Source organism: Cognaticolwellia aestuarii (genome assembly GCF_002000025.1).
Taxonomy (GTDB): domain Bacteria; phylum Pseudomonadota; class Gammaproteobacteria; order Enterobacterales; family Alteromonadaceae; genus Cognaticolwellia; species Cognaticolwellia aestuarii.
This window is the reverse complement of sequence record NZ_MUZV01000008.1, coordinates 60,334-77,217: the sequence shown is the minus strand read 5'-3', so window position 1 is coordinate 77,217 and position 16,884 is coordinate 60,334. Positions and strand designations below refer to the sequence as shown.

General features: G+C 39.1%; 13 protein-coding genes. 3 read left to right on the top strand and 10 right to left on the bottom strand.

Annotated elements, in window-relative coordinates:
- Positions 1-376: 376 nt before the first annotated feature.
- Positions 377-844, top strand: a complete 468-nt coding sequence (locus B0169_RS13220) for a hypothetical protein (RefSeq protein WP_077286512.1) — start codon at positions 377-379, stop codon at positions 842-844.
- Between the two features lie 142 nt (positions 845-986).
- A complete protein-coding gene (locus B0169_RS19395; RefSeq protein ID WP_077286510.1) occupies positions 987-1,475 on the top strand; it encodes a YchJ family protein in 489 nt (162 codons plus the stop codon).
- On the opposite strand, the gene B0169_RS13210 is transcribed toward B0169_RS19395, so the two are convergent.
- The 3 genes from B0169_RS13210 to B0169_RS13200 form a co-directional block, all read right to left on the bottom strand.
- The gene (locus B0169_RS13210) at positions 1,472-2,005 is read right to left on the bottom strand and encodes a VC2046/SO_2500 family protein (protein ID WP_235838569.1); all 534 of its coding nucleotides are present in this window, start codon (positions 2,003-2,005) and stop codon (positions 1,472-1,474) included. The two genes, B0169_RS19395 and B0169_RS13210, sit on opposite strands and share 4 nt — an antisense overlap.
- A 519-nt stretch (positions 2,006-2,524) precedes the next feature.
- Positions 2,525-3,817, bottom strand: coding sequence for an ATP-binding protein (locus tag B0169_RS13205; RefSeq protein ID WP_077286508.1), 1,293 nt, complete (start codon positions 3,815-3,817; stop codon positions 2,525-2,527).
- 76 nt (positions 3,818-3,893) lie between these two features.
- A complete protein-coding gene (locus tag B0169_RS13200; protein ID WP_077286506.1) occupies positions 3,894-4,610 on the bottom strand; it encodes a response regulator in 717 nt (238 codons plus the stop codon).
- 366 nt (positions 4,611-4,976) lie between these two features.
- On the opposite strand from B0169_RS13200, the gene B0169_RS13195 reads away from it, so the two are divergent.
- Positions 4,977-6,233 carry an MFS transporter gene (locus B0169_RS13195; RefSeq protein WP_077286504.1) on the top strand — a complete coding sequence of 419 codons (1,257 nt, stop codon included), beginning with the start codon at positions 4,977-4,979 and terminating at the stop codon, positions 6,231-6,233.
- A 24-nt stretch (positions 6,234-6,257) separates the two neighbouring features.
- Here B0169_RS13195 and B0169_RS13190 read toward each other — a convergent pair whose 3' ends face one another.
- From B0169_RS13190 to B0169_RS13160, 7 genes are all read right to left on the bottom strand, one after another.
- Complete coding sequence (locus B0169_RS13190; RefSeq protein ID WP_077286502.1) at positions 6,258-8,537, bottom strand: hypothetical protein; 2,280 nt, start codon at positions 8,535-8,537, stop codon at positions 6,258-6,260.
- A complete protein-coding gene (locus B0169_RS13185) occupies positions 8,534-11,110 on the bottom strand; it encodes a hypothetical protein (RefSeq protein WP_077286500.1) in 2,577 nt (858 codons plus the stop codon). Before B0169_RS13185 ends, B0169_RS13190 begins: the two co-directional genes overlap by 4 nt.
- Positions 11,110-12,696, bottom strand: a complete 1,587-nt coding sequence (locus B0169_RS13180) for a BatA domain-containing protein (RefSeq protein ID WP_077286498.1) — start codon at positions 12,694-12,696, stop codon at positions 11,110-11,112. Before B0169_RS13180 ends, B0169_RS13185 begins: the two co-directional genes overlap by 1 nt.
- Positions 12,696-13,631 carry a DUF58 domain-containing protein gene (locus B0169_RS13175; RefSeq protein ID WP_077286496.1) on the bottom strand — a complete coding sequence of 312 codons (936 nt, stop codon included), beginning with the start codon at positions 13,629-13,631 and terminating at the stop codon, positions 12,696-12,698. The genes B0169_RS13180 and B0169_RS13175 overlap by 1 nt, the downstream gene beginning before the upstream one ends.
- 19 nt (positions 13,632-13,650) lie before the next feature.
- Complete coding sequence (locus B0169_RS13170) at positions 13,651-14,646, bottom strand: AAA family ATPase (protein ID WP_077286494.1); 996 nt, start codon at positions 14,644-14,646, stop codon at positions 13,651-13,653.
- Positions 14,647-14,683: 37 nt separating this feature from the next.
- On the bottom strand, positions 14,684-15,385 hold the full coding sequence (locus B0169_RS13165) for a DUF4159 domain-containing protein (RefSeq protein WP_077286492.1): 702 nt from the start codon (positions 15,383-15,385) through the stop codon (positions 14,684-14,686).
- 128 nt (positions 15,386-15,513) lie between these two features.
- Complete coding sequence (locus B0169_RS13160) at positions 15,514-16,848, bottom strand: TldD/PmbA family protein (protein ID WP_077286490.1); 1,335 nt, start codon at positions 16,846-16,848, stop codon at positions 15,514-15,516.
- Positions 16,849-16,884: the final 36 nt, after the last annotated feature.

The following is a 16,884-nucleotide window of genomic DNA, read 5'->3' as shown; positions in this document are numbered from 1 at the left end:
TTTCAAATTTAAAACGCTATGTAAACGCCTAGGGTGTCATGGTGCGTCAATCGTCAGGTTACTCAATACAATAGCGGTTAATTCTTAACGTTTACTTAAGTTCAGTTCAGTTCAGTTCAGTTAAGCCAAGTTAAATTAAGTTAAGAAATTACCGAAAATAAATTCAGCCCTCCATGTTATAGGCCGCAATGAACAACAACTATTGATGAAAAAATGACAGAAAGCCTATCTTGACGTGATCAATAAGCGCGCTATGTATTTCAGCTTTTATTCAAGTTATCGATTTCGATACAGAAATAAAAATATTGAAATAATGCTTGAAATAGCAACAAAACCGATATACTGTACATTCATACAGTATATCGAGGTAAGTACAATGATTAACATCAATAAAATAAATTTAAAACTAGATAACAACAACTTAGCTATAAACTCTACGATTAAAAAACCGAGTCAAAGTGGCGTATCTAGTCATTGGTGTAATATTATCGAGGTAAACAATGCTTATGATTTATCTACACATTATCAAAATATTTGTCAAAACCATCATAATGATCACAAGTGGATTTTAATGATCAACCCTGAAAATGACTCATTAGAGCAATTATCTATTATGGGTAAAATTAACCCCGAAAGAATTTTAAAAGTTAATGCTAGTAAGGTTAATGTTAGTTTAGACCATATTAAAAATACTTTACTTAAAGGTACGTGCTCAGCGATGATTCTCTCTAACGCTCATTATAATGAAGCGCAACTAAAGGAAATATCTCACTGCGCTGCTTTAGGAGAAACGCACTGTATTTTGTTGCAAAAAACAGCACAGCAACTAAAGCAATTACATTAAGCTTACTTTGGTTAAATACTGTTATCATTGTAATTAACTGATTATTTTACAAACACAATGAGTGAGTTTACATCAAGTAAACTATTCAATGGCCAACTGCATTTGTGATAAACTAGGCTATTGTTTTTAATTGGTGATCTTAATGTTGTGTCCCTGCGGCTCCGAACGAGCCTATTCTCAATGTTGCCAAGCGATTATCTTGGTAGAAAAACCAGCCTCATCCCCTGAACAGCTAATGCGATCGCGCTACAGCGCCTATGCTACTGGGCAAGCTAAATACATTTTTATGACTTACGCTAGTGCTAGCCAAGCCGAACAAACTATTGACGATATCGCTTTATGGGCAGAGCAAACACATTGGTTAAAACTTGAGATTCATCAAGTCAGCGATTTTGAAAAAGACCTCGCTAACCATCAAAATGCGCAAGTCGAGTTTTCAGCCTTTTATCAGCATCAAGGGCAAATTTGGCACATGCGAGAAACATCTAATTTTATTATGGAACAGGGTCTTTGGCGCTATCTTGATGGTGACGTATCTGACAGCCAAGCTTTACAAAAACCGAAACGCAATGAACATTGCTTTTGTGGTAGCAAAAAAAAGTTTAAACAGTGTTGTGCAAAAAACCTTTAAGCATAAACTTCCATAAGTGGTGATTTTACTATCGTTGTTTGCACCGCCGTTAGCCATGCATTGACGTTAAATTCAGCTCTTTGTTGGCTTTGCGCTGCGTTTTTCTGTTGATGTTTTTGCTGACAATATAAACTGGTGTTCGTCATTACCTGCTGATTGACATATTTTGCATCATCACGAAATGCTAAAGGTTTTGGTTTAAGTGTATTGACTAAACGTAGTTGATCTAATTGCTGATTTTCAACTAAGCTGGCTTGGTTAAATGCTGCTACCCCTTCAATATCAGCTAATGCTAATGGTGCTTCGTCCGGTAACTGAAAGAGTTTACGAAGTTGCTCAGTTGAAGTCGTTTTTTCTTCGCTAGTGCTTAGTGGTAATTTAAACTGGCTATGAGCTCTAACATCATCAGTTAACATAGCGATCATTAAAGCAAAATCAGCACGGCGTGCATGATGAACACTCTCATTAAGCTGTTCGCCTAACTGAAGTTCATGCACTAATATGTCATTTGATAAAGCGTCTGATTTCAAAATAATGTACTGGTTTACTACCGATAATATCCTTATCGGCAACACGATAAATTACTTTAGTGTTAATCGCGGAAAATTTATAAATTTTCTAATAAATACAGAATATTGCCTAAAATAAACTCAACTTTTCAAGCGCGACTGTGAACAAATGATTAAGACTGATTTTTCAGCTCATACCACGAAGGAGATTGAAGGTAGCATGCAGATACCACCGCAAAGTGCATATGATACCATTATGCAAGCTTTCGCTTTTTTTGCTCGTAGTTTTTTATCTCAGTATTGCTGCGTTAATGAGCATTACGAATTGAATTAAATTGAACTGGCTTTAACTAAACTGAATTGAATTGAGAGTAAGAAAAAGCCCTTTAAGCTTGATCAGTGCTTAAAGGACTCCTGTTAATAATTCAGTTACATTAGCTGCAATGCAAGATGACATTACGCGCTATGTTCAATCACTTTTGAATATTAGCAGTGTGATAACATTAGCATGAACTAACTTAGAATTTACAGAGCCGGCTACTAACTAGCAACATGCTTAATTGGCCAGCTTAGAATAAAGCTTGCACCGCCCTGTTCACTGTCAATAACTGAAGCACTTCCCCCATGCCATTCCATTATCCGACAAACAATTGCTAAGCCTAAACCAAAGCCACCAGTTTCTCTATTGCGCGAAGTGTCACCACGTGAGAAAGCATCAAAGATAGTGCATTTAAAATCATCATTAACGCCACCACCATTATCAGTAACACGTATCTGACAATGATCTTGCTCTTGCATAATCGTTATATCGATTTCACCGTTGCCATATTTTATTGCATTAGAAATATAATTATTTAGAGCTCGGCTAATAAAATGTCGATCTGCTTCTACTTTTGTATTACCCATCAGGTTGGTAACGGTAAACTTTTGTTCAAATTGTTGATAATTACTCACCTGCTTTTCAACAATCTCAACCAGCGACTCTTCAAAGAAGTTCAGGGTTGGTTTTTCATTATCAAAACTTGCATAAATGAGCATTTCACTAATTAATTGTTCTAGCTCGCAAATATCTTTGCTAATAGCTGTGCGATATTTTTCTTGCTTCACTTTATCATCGGTACAAGCAAGCATCTGTAAAGCAAACTTAGAGCGCGCCAAAGGCGTGCGTAATTCATGAGCAACTGCTGTCGATAATTCTTTGTGGGCATCTATTAAGCGCTTAATCCGGCTCGCCATCGTATTGAAAGCGGTCACCATTGGCTCGGTCATTGTCGATCTTGCTTGTGGCGCAACTACGTCAAAACTTTCTTGACCAAATTCAATCGCTGTTTTTCGTAACTGATCTAAGTCACGAGAAAGTGGTCGTAACCAAAAAAATAATAAACAAGCTAATGTGGCGAGTAAAATAACACGAATTAATGCTTCCATACGGGGTCTGGTTGGCATTTTTGCTGGCCCTAATACTATGACCGTTGCTGTGTTATTAATCACGTGGTGAATTTCGACTGCGTCATCATCATAATAAATATGGGTATTGTTTTCACTGATGACATCATGTTTGTGGTGACTTATCTCATTAACTTGCTGTTGAGACATTAGTTTTAATGGTAACTGCCATTGCTCTGCCGCCCCAGCAATAATTTCTTGCCATTCATCTTGAGGGTGCTTCTCTACATAATTGGAGAGTGCCAGCAGCATACTTTTATAACCCGTGTATGATTCTATATCTTGTTCAAGATAAGAACTCCAAACTTCATCAAGCATCCAAGAAAAGATAATAAAAATAGAGATGATCAGAAAGTATAAACTAAAAAATGAGCGACCGAGTTTCATTAAAGTGCCTAAAAAGAAGAAATAAAGGCCGATGAGTTGCTATTGCAACCCACCAGTTTGAACAGAATAATGATGCTTAGCTCCATGCGTCTGGTACGAATAAATAGCCTTGGCCCCAAATAGTTTTGATACGAAATGGCGTTTCATTACTATCATGCAATTTTTTGCGTAAGCGTGAGATACGAACATCAACACTACGATCCATGCCGTCATATTCACGCCCAACAACCGATTTATAAATATAATCACGATTTTGCACTTCGCCTGAACGACTCGCCAATAACCACAATAAATCAAACTCTTGACTCGTAAGATCAATATTTTCACCGTGCAAAGTAACTTGCCTTGAGCCGCGACTAATATGTAAGTTACCGCAATCTATTTCAGCATTTTCTTTACCGTCTGTCGGTAACTGACCGCGACGTAACAGCGCATTAACACGAGCAAGAAGTACTCTTGGTTCAACCGGTTTAATAACATAGTCATCAGCGCCAATTTCTAGGCCCAAGACTTGATCAAAATCAGTGCCTTTGGCTGTCAACATTAAAATAGGTCCTTTAAAGTCAGGACGCAGATCTTTACAAACAGCAAAGCCATCTTTTCCTGGTAACATGATGTCTAAAATGATCAAGTCTGGAACAAATTTATCAACGCGCTTTTCAACTGTATCACCTCTAAACTCTTGCTTAACGTGATAGCCTTCACTTTCTAAAAACTCAGTGACGAGATCTGACAACTGGCGGTCATCTTCAACAAGTAATATCTTTTTTACTGACGAATTATTATCTGACATTAATTTCTCCTACTTTAATATGCTGTTTTAACAACAATTTTATGGTCGTATGCTCAACACAGTTCAACGTTTACTTTAGCCAATAAATAACGACCATTGAAAGTATGAATGACTCTAATGACATTAGCTTAAAATGTTTATTATTAATTAACAACGCTATGTACAAGGTGTTACTGCAATAGTACAACTTATTACCCAGCGATTACACTTAATTACACTCCTGCTAACAACTTGAGTTTTATTACCTTTTTCTGAAAATAGTGGATAATTATCTATTTTCACAACATTATATAAACATAAAACTTTACTTAAAAATACGCTAGATTTAGTATATCGATTCGAAAAAAAATTGAAATATAAACGGCTATGAATCACGCTGCTAAACTGGAAAACTCACCAAGTAACAAGCCAAGTGCAGAAGTAATAAAAGCAAAAAAATCTTTGTTTTCTGTTATGCTGGTGGTGCTATTTAGTAGTGCTGGCATTGCTTTACCTTACCCAATATTAGCACCGCTTTTTCTTAATGAAGTAAGTGCATTAACCACATTTGCTGATTTACCTAGTAAAATTCTGTTAGGCATTATCTTAGCTATTTATCCATTAGGGGTTATTTTCGGTAGTTCAGTTTTAGGTGCTGCTTCTGGTATCTATGGCCGAAAGAAAACCTTAATAATTACTTTAGTATTAACCGTTATCGGCTATATATTATCAGCACTGGCTGTTATCGCCGAGAGTTTCTTATTATTAGTTCTGGCTCGATTTATTACCGGTATTTTTTCTGGCAATATCAGTATCGCTAAAGCTATCGCCGTTGATTTATCACCGACATTAGATAAAACCTATACTTTCAACTTAGTTAATGCCACCAGTTATTTAGGTTGGTTGCTCGGCCCTCTTGCGGGTGGTTTGCTCGCGGTATATGGGCTAGATACGGTTTTCTACTTCGCTGCTGCGGCTCTGGTGATTGCACTATTAAGTGTTACCCGTGTTTTACCATCTGATGAATTAAGCTCAAAAGAGCCAACAGTCAAGTTTAGACAACTTTTTAGTAAACAAAACTCATTCGCCTTACTGGCTAATAAACAAATCAGACGTATATTTCTCATTTATTTACTCGCGACCCTGGGCCTAAATGCATACTATGAGTTTTACCCCGTTTGGCTAGTGGAAAAGTTCGACTTTTCAAGTCCCGACATTGGCTATATAACCGTAGTATTAACCTTGTTTATGACCATCACCAGTGTATTTTTTGTTAAACAATTGAAATACTTACTCGGTTTAAAGTTGGGTGCAATTGTTGGTATGGTATTAATGGCGCTACTTTTTTTCCTACACCCATTATTATCAGCCACTGCAGTTTGGCCTATTTACGCGCTAACAGGTGTCGCTATCGCTATTTTTAATGGCTTACTACCGGTCTATATTTCTGAGCAGTATCACAATATTGAGCAAGGTCAACTCATGGGCTTAATTACGACTGTATTTAGTTTAGCAAATGTACTTATTGCCTTAGTCGGTAGTGTGCTCGCGTTATTTGGTGCTCATTGGGCTATTATATTTGGTGCGATTTTACTGATTATTGCCGCCATTGATTTTAATTATAGCCAAGATGATATTCGCTAAGTTTAATGGCAAGTATCATAAAACCTAGCCTGATTGCCACTTACGCTCTATCCAAAGCAGTGACATCGAAATAAACATCAGTAACCAAAAGTAGTGCTTATTTGCCGCTTGGTAGCTCATGACAGGGTTAACGGCAAAATCAGTTTGCGAAAATGGTAGTGCGTATTGTTGACTGATTTGATGCTTATTAGCTTGTTGCCATGCTAAAAAGTCAGCTTCATGATAAAAATAACGTGCTTGTGTGGCAAGTAACGCTTGCGCTGCATTAAAAACCTGAAACTCAAACCAACCTTTGCTATCGGCATTAAAAAGCGCACACTTTTTTAGCTTCGACAATGGCTCAGAAGCTAAGTTCAAGCCCGGTGAATAGACCTCTGATAGTGGAGATAATAAGCAAATATTGTGCTCATGATTGACTTGTTCTAGTGTGGTTGACTTCGGTGCTAACCAACGGGTATGACTTTCGCTACGAGCAATTTTGGAGAATAAATATTGCCAATAATGACTATATAACGCGGGCGTTGCTTGTAATGGCCACTGATAAGTTTGATTTAAACTTGATATCGCTACCATGCCCAAACCTAAGGGTTGCTGAGCGACTAAAATTTGCCCACTGTTTGATTCAACTAAACTCTGCCCTGGCTTAGGTGAAATGGCAATGGTGGGACTGGGTGATAATATACGCTGACTAACCGCTAAATTTGGTTTTGCTGGCCAATTTGCAGTCACTTGGCTCTGTGACTCGTTACCGGCAGTTATCACAAATAAATTCAGTAATTGGCTTAATTTATCTAAACGCGATTTATCTGACGTTAAAAGTGTCGCGTCTGCGTTGATCAATAACCCTAAGCCATTTTTTATCGCTTGATATAGGGCTTCAATTTCAGCTACTTCTAAAGCAAGTAACATGCGACTATCAATAATTAGCAGATCATTTTCGTCTAGTAAACTTGCAGTCAAAAGGTGACTTGGTAGCGAAGTCGTTATTGGCGATTGATCACCTTGATAATTAATGTCATCGGTAAAATAATTTATTTTTTGTTGAGCCCATTTACTTTGGCTTATTTGGCTAATAATGTGCACTTGGCTATCAGTTTGCTTGAGCCACTGTTTTAAACGTCTGGTTTCAAATGAAGGTGCTGATTGTTTGATCAAGACTTTCGGTTTTTGAGCCGATATTACGCTAACAGCAAGATATTCATTGATGGTTTTGTTTATACCTTGATTTGTTGCTGCGCTATTGGTTTTATTTGTACTGACCTCTCGCTGTGCAATATTTACGTGCTTAGCAGGACCTTCAATTAACGGCTCTAACAATAGTTGATAGGTAAATAAGCCGGACACTTTACTGGTTGTGCTAAGTGAAAAAGCTTGATTATCGGTAATATTGACCTGATCAACAACATGATTGTTACTCATCAGACTCAGCTGAAATTGTTGATTATTTTCTTTCGCTTGCTGCAAGCGGCCAGTGACCGTCAGGGCTTGCCCTAAAACTAATTCTCGCTGCCATTGCAAGTCAATTAACCCAAGTTGTTTTTTACTGGCAAAGAAATTAAATTTCAGTGGCTTAGGCGAAACATTGCCGGGTAGATTGCCAGATAAACTACTCGGCAATAAATCGGCGGCTTCTTGAGGATTTTTCTGGTGCTTAAAATTGATTAAATGCTGCCATTGCTCAGTTGTTAAGCCATCCCCCATGATAGTTAGGGTTAACGGTGCAGGATAAGTTATTGAGTCAACTTGTGCTTGCCACTCATTACCTTGGTGAGTAGGCTTGGTTTGCCAAAGCTCTGTTAATTCTGAAATGGAGTTAACCACAATAACTTTGTCTTGATAATATTTTAATAGCCACTGATATAACGGTTTTTTACTGTTTAGGTTTATCGTTGAATCGTCAGCTTGCGCCAGTAACCAAATATGTTGCGCTGAGCCTAATTGTTGCTTTACTTGCTCACTATCTAGGTCAATCAGATTAAAGCCATCTGCTGATGTCGACTTGTTAAAACCCGCGGTAAGTAAAACATCGTACGCTGGCGTATCCACTTTTACCTGCACAGGTAGAATGAACAGTAAAACACTGATAAAAGCAAGTGTGTTGGCCAATATCAATAAAGAAAAACGACCTTTTTCTGATAAACTCCAATAAGTTACCTGTTGCTCATTACCCTGGCTTTTAGCGCTAAAGCGCCGATATATCAAAGTACAAGTAAGCACTAGGCCGATAAAAGCGAATAATACTAAGCTCCAATGTAAACGACTCGTTAGTATCAATTGATAGCTATCGGTTAACGCAATAATCACAAGTTTTCCTCTAAAAATTCACTGTATTGCTTGATCATCGGCTGTTGATCGAAAAAATCTTGCGCTCTCCTAGCGGGTAAGGCATTACTTTGAGGAATTAACTGTTCGATCTTTCCTGATAATAACGTCAAACAGTGCTGACATTGAGACAATGTAAATTTACGCTCAAGTAATATTTGCTCAAGTATGGCAAGCACATCAACCAAAGCAGAACGCTGTTCAACTAACTGCTCTATGCCCTGCTTAGCCAACTCGACTAAGGCTAATTCATCAACAGATAAGCGTTTACTGGTAATTTCAGTCGTAACGTTTTGCTCTGATGTTTGGCTTACTCGATTCAATAGCTGTAAAAGTTGGCGAAAAGCTAACTGTGTTTGATCGGTCAACTGTGCGGTGCTAAAGCGAGAGGATTGCACACTGCCTGAAATAATATCAGTTTGCTCTCCTTGATAACGTCGTTGCTCTGTCACAGGTGGTGGTTCAAAGCCTAAACGCTTAACATAAATACGTTCAGCTTTTTGAGCTTGTTTTAACAACATCAACGCTTGTTGTTCAAAGGGTAAAGCAAGTTCAGGCTCTGCTAACATTAAATGCAATTCAGCTTGCCACATATTTGCTAGACTTTTTTTCATCAAGGCTTTGGGATCTTGACTATTCATCATGCCTACATCACTGTCTTCATGTGTATGACCATAACGACTAATTAACGACATACGACCTGATAAATCAGCATCAGCTGAACCGCTTGCTTGTGCATTAACATGTTCATGTTCATGAGCCGTGGCCGTGATCACGGCATTACTACCACCATGTTCGTCATGTACTTGGATGGTCGGTCGCTGCGAGTCATCATGATCATCTGTGCTATGTTCATCTCCACTGTGCTCGTCTGCGCTATGATCATCAAAACTCACTCCGACACTTTCTAGTCCTTCAGACTCATCGCCCAAATATTGGCCATATTTTTCTTTTAATGCACTTTGTGCAACGCCAAGCGACTCTGAAGTGGCAGCAAACTTAGCCAATTCAAGTTCAGTTTTATCTTCAATCAGCTCGATAGTTTCAATAATAATTTGTCGCTGGCTTTTAAAGTACTCTGGCATAAAATCAAGTAAAATTCCGTCCGCACGCATACCGGCTTGTTCATCTTCTAACCAGCGAATTATTTTAGTTGCTGATCGGGTTTGTTGGGCTTCTGGCTGACGATTATCTGTTGCTAATACCGTAAAATACAATTCATCTCCCGGCTCCATCGCTAAATCAAGCAGTGACCAATTTTTATAATAATGAGTTTTACCGTCGATTTGCTCGGTGCGATCAAAATTAAAGCGTTGATCTCTAAACTTGACACTTTCGCCAGAGCCTTTGGCTATTGAAGCTAAAATTTCAACTGCCGTTAAGGCAAAATCATCTGATATCTGTACTTCAGTAAGCACAGTAGGTGTACTGCTTATTCCAAACTCTGTTACGGTATTTTTAGGACTGATAAAACGAATTTTAGGTGCTTGGTCAGGTGTCAAGGTAATACGATGAATTGCGGCGAATTGCTCAGAAACCTCGGTGCTATTATCTGCTATCGCTAAATGATAAACCATGCTGGTGGTTAGCTGTTTTTCGAAAGTAAAATTATTGTTGTCTTGCTTAACGAGCGGGTAGCGTTCGCCATTAGAAAAGACGATAAAATAATTTGCTGCTTGCTGCGAAAATGTAAATGTCCAACGAGCCTGACTGCCCATTAAAGTATTAATATCAAGTTGCTCTGAATCTATACTTTCAGCTTGATTTTTAGCCACACTATAATTGGGCAAAGTGATGGTAACTTGTTGGGATAATATCAGTATTGCGGTATTTTTTTCGCTGTTTTGTGAGCCACTCTCTATTGTTTGATTGCCTATAGGTTGCGAGTAAAACCAAGCTAAGGTTTTATCGAATAATGTAAAGTGCGCACTCAGTAATAGTATTAACAACAATATCAATAATAAGCCACTGTCAGTCAAGAGGCGCTGTTTAGCTAAAACTGGCGATAATTCAGGGTAACCGGCATGCGCTTGTTGCTGTAAAATATTCTGAAAATTTGTACGTACTTTTTGATATTGTAGCTTTTCCAGCCCTGACAGTTCGCTTTCATCACGCAACAGCAACTGTGCGCTATCTTCGAGCACAGTAAAGCGGTTATTTAAGTGAACAAGCAAGTTCTTTAACGTAATACTTTGATAACGTTCACTGCGTAAAGCAAGCACAATGTTGACAGCTACACCAAGCATAAAGGCTAGCAAAACAACACCAACAGCATACTCAATGGTCAATAAGTTCTGACTGTCCCCTAACGAGCCTAAACTAAATAACAGAAATAAAATCGTAAAAATTATCGCCAGCAGTTTGGGTATAAATAGCAAGGTTTGCTGTTGTAAAAACTGTTTACGCCAACGCCCAACTAACCAGCTTAATTGCTGCAAATTTTGCTGATTACTTTGATCATTATTTTGTTCACTGTTTTGCTCACTGTTGTGTTCAAAACCTTGACGTGACTGTGCTTGCCCCTGCTCAGCGCTATGAATATCAATAGTAGACATCAACTTACCGCCTTGCTAGATATAGCAAAATTATCGTCAGTACCGATAGCTTTGCCTACAGTGGTTTCTGTCGATTTATTGGTGCGATAAACTTCACTAACAATACGCTCGGTTATCCAAAGCATTAACAATAACACCCCTAATAAATCAGTGTAATCATTATGGGTTGTTTGTCGTGCTACTTTCAGCTCGGTAATATTTTTTAAGCGTGGCGCAGCAAGCGCTTTTTCAGCCTGTAAATTTGCTATTTTATTAGCAGTAACAAGCTGGTTAATTTGACTTTCATTCAATGTCTGTTGCGCTATAGCTTGTGATTTTTGCCATGTTGAGAATAACAAATCTTGCAATAAAAGTGGCGATTGCTTAGTGACCAACAGGTTGCTCCAAGCAGGTGAAAACCGTGAGTACAATTGATAAATAGCACTTGTACTGATGGTATTACTGTTTTCAATTTTCGAGAAAAAGCGCAGGCTCGATTTCGTTAACAGGGGCAGATCCTGCCCTGCTTGTTGGCTAAACTGCCAGAGCACTTCATCTGTTTTTGATATCAGGTGGTTTGTTAATTTTTCGGCCAGCATCAAAGGTTGTGCTCGACGATAAAAAGCAATATCTGCTCGCAGTAGAACACTGCTTTGTTTATCTATGATCAAACGCTTATCCGCCATTACATTAATATCGGCTTTATTGGCATCAACCAGTATATTAGTGCCGTTAACTATGGCCTGAGTAACAAGTTCACCAGGCGGTTTTGAACTCAAATAAAACAGCCAATGGGGATTATTTAACAGCGCTTGTTGATACGAAATTGAGTTTTCTGAGTCGGTATTTAAAAATGAGACTAACGAGAGTTTCGGTGCAATTTGTTGTTTAATGAGTGCAAAGGCTTGCTGAAAGTATTTCAAATCGGCAAAGCGGTCTTGATCATAAATAATCACCACATTCATCGGTTTAATGTATTGTTTTAGATGCTCAAAGGTGAGCTTTTTAATTTGCCAATCAATGTTATTGAGCCATGTTAAAGCTGGCTTGCTCTGGTTAACACGGTATTGTTTCGCTCGATTAGTAACGAAAAGCTTTATATTCGTCTCAGGTGTTAATAACGCAGTAAAAGCATTCAGTGCTAATAATGTGTTATGTGGTTCAGATGCTGCTGTTGATGGTTGCCACGCCAGTATTTCAGCTGAACTAATCGGTGCACTATGCTGTTTTAATAGATAAATGGGCTTATTTGAACTGTTTGAGATCAACTCTTGACGTTCATTTTTATCGCTATGATTAAGCCAATCAGGGCTGACAAGGTAGACTTCTTCGTGACTTATTAATGGCGGGTTTAGCGATATTTTTGCCAGCAGTAAGATAGATACTATCAATAACAAAATACGCAATAATAACAACCAAACTTCAGTTAAATGAACTTTGTGCGTGCTTTTCACTGCAAATTTGCTGATTAGTGCGATATTGGAAAATCGAACCAAGGTGGCTCTATGCTTGCTGAGCAAATGTAAAATTAGTGGTATAGCTAAAGCAAATAAAGCCCAAAAGGCTGATGGATTTTGTAAAAAAAGTGCAGGGAAATAACTGGCCATTATTGACTGCGCCCTCGAGCTCTAACACTGAGAAAATCAACCAAGGTTTGATCTAGAGCCTGATCTATATTGGCGTGAACATACTGTATATTTTGCGCCGCCAATTGTGCCTTGATGTTATTATCTGCGCGTTTTTTATTATTGAGGTAATCAGCTTTCACTTGTTTTGCTGACACCTCAAGCTGCTCGCCGGTTTCCAAGTCTTGAAATTGAATTAAGCCCTGGTAAGGAAAATTGATCTCGTCATCACTGTCTAAATGAAAAGCGACAACATCACTATGACGATGACTGAGTTTGGTCGTTAAGGCAAACAGCTCATTATTCAGTTGATGAAAGTCACTGATCACAACAATCAAGCCATTTTTACGCACCGCACTTAACTGGGCCAAAATGGCTTGAGTATCAGGAAAACGACCACTGGCTTTAATTTGTGTTAAGGCCAGTAATATTTTTTGCCAATGACGCTCTCCACCAAAAGCCGGCACTTGCAGTGGTGCTTCACCGGAAAGTGCTAACAAACCGACCGTATCACCTTGCTTTTGCGCCAAGTAAGCGATTGTTGCTGCTAAATATCGCGCATAATCTAATTTATGCCATTGACCAACATTTGCTGACGGTTGCTGATTTTTGGTATTGCCGGTAAGTGATTGTTGCAACATAGATTCACTGCAGTCCAATACTAGCCAAACATTAATATCACTTTCTCTTTCCGCTTCACGTACAAAGTATTTATCTGAGCGTGCAAACAGTTTCCAGTCAATTTTACTTGGCTGGTCTCCTGGTTCATAAGCCCTAAATTGGCTGAATTCAATACCAACGCCACGTTGCTGACTCGCATGAGCGCCATGCAAAAAACCTTGCGCTAATGTTTTAATGGCCAGCGGAAGATCTTTTACACGCAAGAGTGTTTTGACATCGAAATAAGGTTGTTGCACGCGTAATTACCTATGGTTACTACATTGGACTGCTAGGTACGGCAACATGTGCCAACAAATCAGTAATCACATCATCAGGACTAATGCTTAAGGCTTCCGCTTGAAAGTTAACTAAAATTCGATGCCTTAATACCGCTGGGGCAACAAATTGTATGTCATCTAGATGAATGGCATAACGCCCTGACATTAAAGCGCGGGCTTTTGCACATAATATTAACGCTTGCCCTGCTCTAGGGCCTGCGCCCCAACGGACATGGTCAATAACACTTTGACAGCTATGACTACTTTCTGGCCGTGTCGCTCGCGCTAAGCTTGCGGCATAGCTTAACAATTCATCTGAAACCGTGACACTGCGTACAAGATCTTGCAGGGCAATAATATCTTCAGCACTGAGAATGGCACTTAACTCGCTGTGAGTATTGCCCGTTGTGCGCTTAAGGATCTCAATTTCTTCTTGTTCGCTAGGATAACCAACGCGAATAAACATTAAAAAGCGATCCAATTGCGCTTCGGGTAATGGGTAAGTGCCTGCTTGTTCTACCGGGTTTTGGGTGGCTAAAACAAAGAAAGGCTTTGGCAGTTCATAACTTGTGCCGCCATAACTGATACGTCGCTCTTGCATCGCTTCTAATAAAGCGGCTTGAGTTTTTGGTGGCGTACGGTTAATTTCATCAGCCAATAATATATTAGTGAATACTGGACCTTGTTGAAACTTAAAAAAGCGATCGCCCGTTTCGTGATCCGTTTCCAAAATTTCAGTGCCGATAATATCACTCGGCATCAAATCTGGGGTAAATTGCACACGGTTAAAGTCAAGGGCGAGTGTTTTTGATAATGAACTGACCATTAACGTTTTAGCTAAACCTGGTACACCTTCAAGTAAGCAGTGTCCACCAGCAAGAATACTGATCAGCAACTCATCAATAACGTCTTGTTGGCCGACAATAACTTTAGCAACTTCATCACTAATTTGGCTTAATTTTTCTAGTAAGAGTGTTATTTGTTGTGCTTGCATTTATTTTCCATTTATCAATATGACTGAGTGTTACCAATTAGCTATTCATTGCATATATGACAATATTTACCGCGAATCGGGTGTTGTCGACTTTTAGCCAGCGTTTATTACGAAAATCATAATCCCATTCACAGCCTAAATCTTTATTACTGTATAACACGGCAATACGACCATCAATTTCTATGGCTTTAAGGTAGTTATGTACCAAATCATCGCCCCAACCATTGAGCTCGATGGACGTTCGTGGCGGACCATCAAAGTTGAAGAAAGCAGTATATATCGGGTGATCGTTGGGGATTTTTTGCAACGCTTGCTCACCAAATATCGCCTGCATTTGTCGTTCAAAGCTACGGGCAAACATACCGTCGATATCATGATTACAGTCATCAACAAAAACAAAGCCACCATTTTCCACATAACGTTGAAAGTTTTGTTTTTCTTCGCTATTAAATTGAACTAAGCGATGCCCTGCCAAGTAACAAAATGGAGCACTAAGCATTTGAGGATCAGACAATGGAATTATACGTTCTTTGATATCAACCCTTAAGCTCGTGTATTCAATGAGCGAATTCAAGACATTGGCGGGCATTCTTTCGTCGACTTCCCAGTCACCTGATTCATAGCTCAAGCGAGTAAAAAAGAAGTCAATTTGCTCTTGTGCACTCAAACGTAAAAACGGCAAGGCACAGGCGCCAGCAGAAAATAACGAGAGTGTACGAATGAAATTACGTCTATTCATAAAATACCAGAAAACAATCAGGGTAAACGCAGATAATGCCCACGTTTACCCTTAGCTTGTTATCCTTTGATTAAAGTATGCTTAATACCTAGCTTATTTATTAACACAATAAATAAGCTATTAGTCAGTTAAACAGCGTCTGACAAACTACTAAAGGTAAAGTCACGAATTTTCATTGGCGGTACCATATTGCCATTAATGCGTTCAGGTTTACCTAATGCTTCAATATTATTAAGCATAACAATTGGGCTTTCGTTAAATCGGAAGTTTTTAATCGGATACTTTATTTTGCCGTTTTCAATATAAAATGTACCGTCACGTGTTAGCCCTGTTTGTAGCAATGTTTGAGGGTCTAATGCGCGTATATACCATAGACGAGTAACGAGTACACCACGACGCGTGTTTTTAATCATCTCTGCTAATGACTCATCGCCACCAGCCATAATAAAACTGCCACCGCGCGGAACATATTCAGTATCGGTATGCTTAGCCCAATAAGGTGAGTTTGGCATATTGGTGATCACGCCGCCTTTAATCCAGTCGGTTTTACTTCTTGGAAAACCATCAGAAGAAAATGGTGCTGAAGGTGCAATAGGATGATTAGGATCTGAGTAAATATGTACTCGCTCATCAAACATTTTTTCACCGTGTTTATTTTTAGCGCCAGTTTCGCCTTCTTTTAATTTTTTCGATAAAAAGCTGCGACCTTCATCGGCTTGGCGTTGTCCCATAGCGCCCATCAACCGCCCTAATAAACCAACGCTAGCTGCGGGCTCTAAAATAACGGTATATTTGCCAGGCTCCATTTCTTTCGCATCAACTGAGCCTAAAGATTTTTCAATCGCTATTTGTGACGCTTCTTTGGTATCAAGTAAGTTTATATCGCTGTAATCGCGCGTTGCCCAGCCAGAGCCTTTGCCATCTTCGGTGCGAATAGTCACCGAGAAATCAACATTGGTTGCTTTGTTGTAGGCAAACAACCCTTTGCTATTCATTATCGCTTCAAAGGTGGTTTCGTCTTGTAAAAAACCTGACGAAACTAACTTGTTGGCTTTTGAAGGCTTAATGCTGTCTTCTGCTGCCTGCGCTCTGTAATCAGGCGTAACCTTTGAAGTTGAATCAAAAGCAGTATTGGTTTTACTGTACTTTTGCGGGCCAAATATCGGCATGTTCTCTGGGTTTTCCGGCGCGAGTTTTGCCAACTCTTCAGAGCGCTTAACTACTTTCATTAATGACGCATCGTCAAATTCATTAATGGTAGCCACCCCAGTACGTTTACCAAAGGTTGATTGCACCGCCAAGGTTAAATCACTTTGCTCACCGGCTGTTGATACCGTATTTCGGGCTGTACGAATATTCCCGCCCACTTCACCGTTCAAATTACACTCACATTCGTCAGCTTTAGAAAATGAGAGTACTTTTTGTAATAACTTTTTCGCGTGTTGTTCTGTTAAAATTGTCATGACGCTTTGCTTCCTTTTAGACTTTATTTTTATCGC